Raw genomic sequence first — 3,830 nt, 5'->3', positions numbered from 1 at the left:
GCCTGCCAAGCCGGGGCATGCGCAGGCATCCCCCTTGTTGATCAGTGCGGTCATGGCGGAATTGGTAGACGCGCAACGTTGAGGTCGTTGTGGGCGAAAGCCCGTGGAAGTTCGAGTCTTCTTGACCGCACCAGTCAGTCCTAAGTCACCGCCGGCAAGGTTTCGCGGATAAAGCCGGTGCCGGGGCAGGTGGCATCGTGACATGCTTCAGCCGCGCCCCACTAAAGTGGCATCCCAGCATCAGATTGCCAATCGTCTGAACATCCTCTGCACAAGCCTGTCCCGGACCGTGGGTAATTCGGTCGGTCCGGGACTTGCCTGGTTCAGGCTGTGATCCGCCAAAACCGTACAAGATCAGATTAACAACCCCTCGGTCCGGTTATTAGGCCAGCCGACGTGCTTACGCGGCCTCGGGTGTCTTGCGCATGCGATCTGTTGAGCCGCTGGATGTGTTGCCGGTGTTGGTGCCGGTGCCCATGCGGTCGGTGGTACCATTGGAACTGGTACCCGGGCCAGACATGCTGTTGTTTGCACCATCGGTGGTGCTTCTGGTGCCGGTCGTTCCGGTGCCGGCCGATCCAGTACCATTTGTCCCGGTGCCCATTGATCCAGTGCCGGTGGTTCCGGTACCGGTGCCCGTACCCGTGGTACCCGACTGGTTCATTCCGCCGGTCGTATCGATGTCGCCCGAGCCCATGGCGCCGGTGCCATCGGGTGTCGTCATGGCGCCGTCGTCAGCCGACATTGTATCGGTTGCGTTTTCATTGGTTGTATTGTCCTGCGGACTGCAGGCAGCAAGCAGGGCCAGTGCGGGCAGGCTGAACAGTGATAGACGTATCATAGTTATTCTCCAGTGGTGGTAGCTAGGGTGCGGACGCTGGCCTGCCTCTCTCGTTCCGCTTCCTGCGATTGTTTGGCTGTGGACTTGACGCAGGCTAACAAAAAGCCGCCAATATGGTGATCGGTGCCAATCGGGGGCCGATACTGCATCTGCGTGCTGAATGGGCTTGTCGGGCGGTTGGACGATCGGAAAACAGGTCGGACCAGCGCGCGACCTCTCGTTTATGTCAACGCGGTGATGGCGCGCGCCGGCGGGTAGAAAGCCTCACCCAAATAAGCGCCATTGAACGCGCATGACGATGCCAAACTTGAAAAGTCAGGAATCTTCAATCGCCGCCGATGGAGCTGGAGCAGCTGCACGTCCTTCATCAGCCGAAGTGTCCTGCAGACATGGACTGCGGACATGCCGGTAAAATCGGCGAGATCCTGTTGCGAAAGCGGGAAGTCGCATTCGCTGTTTGCCGCGCGACCAGAGCGTTCAATGCGCAGATACAGCTCGCAGATCAATTGAGCCACCCGTTCGAGGGCAGACCGGCACCCCAGGGTCACCATCCATTCCGCCTGCGATTCAAGCCGAAGCAGCGAGTCCACCGCAACACAGCGAGAAAATGCCGCATCGGTACCAAGCCGCTCCTCGACCACATTACGCTCGATCGCGACCGCCTTGATCGGGGTCAGTGCCGTCACCGATTGCTTGGCTTCGTCAGACACCAGCCAGCTCAGGTCACAAAGGTCTCCGGGCATATAGAATTGTGAGATATGCCGACGACCGTCAGCCAGCAACCGATAGCGCGCGGCCCAGCCTTCCTGGATCAGCAACAAGGCTTTGGTGCGTTCACCGCTGCGGACAATATACGCATGGCGCCTGATTTTGACAGGCGAACCGGTTTCTCTGACGAAACCAGACATGGCCTTGAGCGTGTTCGCTTGAGCAGACATAGGCACTCCAGTGCCCCCTTCGCGTGCAGCACTATCAGCCACGGTGCCAATTCAAATTAACGCAGATTGGTGCCGCTGTAAATAATTGATGTTCGTCAACAATTTTCGAATTTGGCTGGTTCTCTTAACCTGCGGCAAGAGTGGGAACGCGCAATCGACGGAAACGCTGTTGTGCCAGAGGAGAACAGCCCATGTTCATGCACAACAAACGTCTGCAGTACACCGTCCGTGTTGCCGAGCCAAACCCGGCACTCGCTTCGCTGCTGCTTGAGCAGTTCGGCGGGCCCGACGGCGAACTCGCCGCGGCCATGCGGTATTTTACGCAAGGATTGGCTGAGGATGATCCGGGCCGCAAAGACTTGCTGCTCGACATCGCGACCGAAGAACTCAGCCACCTCGAAGTGATCGGCTCGATTGTCGCGATGCTCAACAAGGGTGTGAAGGCCGAGCTGTCGGAAGCCGCGCTCGACGAGGCCGATATGTATATGTCGATCAACGGCGGCGGCAACAGCCATACCCAGGCGCTGCTTTACGGCGGCGGTCCTGCGTTGACCAACAGTTCAGGCGTGCCATGGACGGCGGCCTATATCGACAGCCGTGGCGATCCGGCCTGTGATCTGCGGTCAAACATCGCCGCCGAAAGCCGGGCCAAGATCGACTATGAACGCTTGATCAACATCACCGACGATGCCGGAATCAAGGACGCGCTTGGCTTTTTGATGACCCGCGAAGTCGCGCATCAGAAAAGCTTCGAAAAGGCGCTTTACACGATCACCGACAATTTTCCTTCGGGCAAGCTTCCCGGGCTTGATCGCTATGCGAACATGTATGTCAACGCCTCGCAGGGTGACGGCGATATGACAGGCCCGTGGAATGACGGCGACCAGTGGGAGCGGATTGACATCAAGAGCGCCCTGCCGCTTGACGACGGCGACGGTCTGGCGACTGTGGAGCTGTCAAAGCAGCAGCTGACGGCATCTGACGCGATGAAGGCCCGGTTGCAGTCACGCCCCGATGTCGATCCGATGACCGGCGCTGATCTTGGGGGCGGACCCGGTGCCGGCAAGCTCTCCGATGGCGATATGGGCGGCGCTTGCGACATGCCGGAGGCCAAGCAGATGGCAAAAGCAAATGGCGCTGCAGCAGCCGCGAGCAAGGCACCCAAAACCGGCAAGACGAAATAACTTCGCGCCGCCTCATGAAAGGCTAGCGCGCTGCTCAACCGCTGCCTTGCAAAAGGATCACGCTCATTATCGGTGATTCGATAATCCTGACAGGCTTCGTCGCCAGCCTTCTTGCAGGGCTGGCGACGCTGCTTGGCGCGCTGCCGATTCTTGCGATCGGCAAACCGACTGAAGCCCAACAAAATCTCATGCTGGGCTTTGCCGCAGGGGTGATGCTGGCAGCCTCGTTCTTCTCGCTGATCATCCCCGGGATCGAGCATGCCGAAGCGCAAGGGTCGAGCAGAGCCGTGGCATCGGCCACTGTCGGAATTGCAATTCTGATCGGCGGCATTTGTCTGGCGCAGCTCAATACGCTGGTTCCGCCGCTGGATCGGCTTGGCCTTGGGCCGGTCGGCATTGCTGATGCGCGGGTGCGGCGCGTCTGGCTGTTCGTGGCAGCCATCACGCTGCACAATTTCCCTGAAGGCTTAGCGGTCGGCGTCAGCTTTGGCGGCGGCGATATTGATGCTGGCACCGCCACTGCGGTCGGCATCGGCCTGCAGAATATTCCGGAAGGGTTGGCAGTGGCTGGCGCTTTGGCAAGCCTGGGCTATTCGCGCGGCGCAGGCATCGGCGCTGCGCTGGCATCCGGGCTGGTTGAGCCGATTGGCGGCCTGATCGGCGTGACGATTGTCTCGCTATCGGCAACGCTGCTGCCGTGGGGCCTCGGCTTTGCAGCGGGTGCAATGATCTGGGTGGTCGCATCCGAGATCATTCCCGACACGCACCGGCGCATGGATGGGCAAAAGGCAACCGCAGGCCTGATGGTCGGCCTTACTGCCATGATGTTTCTCGATACCACCCTGGGTTAGCCAGCATCGTGCAGAT

General features: G+C 59.8%; 4 protein-coding genes and 1 tRNA gene. 3 read left to right on the top strand and 2 right to left on the bottom strand.

Annotation, left to right across the window (positions count from 1 at the left end):
• Positions 1-46: 46 nt before the first annotated feature.
• Positions 47-133, top strand: a tRNA-Leu gene (locus ACEW8G_RS03080).
• A gap of 267 nt (positions 134-400) precedes the next feature.
• Here ACEW8G_RS03080 and ACEW8G_RS03075 read toward each other — a convergent pair.
• The gene (locus ACEW8G_RS03075) at positions 401-841 is read right to left on the bottom strand and encodes a hypothetical protein (RefSeq protein WP_373486978.1); all 441 of its coding nucleotides are present in this window, start codon (positions 839-841) and stop codon (positions 401-403) included.
• A gap of 221 nt (positions 842-1,062) precedes the next feature.
• The gene (locus ACEW8G_RS03070) at positions 1,063-1,779 is read right to left on the bottom strand and encodes a Crp/Fnr family transcriptional regulator (RefSeq protein ID WP_373486977.1); all 717 of its coding nucleotides are present in this window, start codon (positions 1,777-1,779) and stop codon (positions 1,063-1,065) included.
• 191 nt (positions 1,780-1,970) lie between these two features.
• Between ACEW8G_RS03070 and ACEW8G_RS03065 the strand changes: the two genes are divergently transcribed.
• Together ACEW8G_RS03065 and ACEW8G_RS03060 are read left to right on the top strand one after the other, a co-directional pair.
• Positions 1,971-2,963, top strand: coding sequence for a manganese catalase family protein (locus ACEW8G_RS03065; protein ID WP_373486976.1), 993 nt, complete (start codon positions 1,971-1,973; stop codon positions 2,961-2,963).
• A 188-nt stretch (positions 2,964-3,151) separates the two neighbouring features.
• Positions 3,152-3,814, top strand: a complete 663-nt coding sequence (locus ACEW8G_RS03060) for a ZIP family metal transporter (protein WP_373486975.1) — start codon at positions 3,152-3,154, stop codon at positions 3,812-3,814.
• Positions 3,815-3,830: the final 16 nt, after the last annotated feature.

Source organism: Blastomonas sp. (assembly GCF_041747255.1).
GTDB lineage: Bacteria > Pseudomonadota > Alphaproteobacteria > Sphingomonadales > Sphingomonadaceae > Blastomonas.
This window is presented reverse-complemented; position numbering and strand designations above follow the sequence as displayed.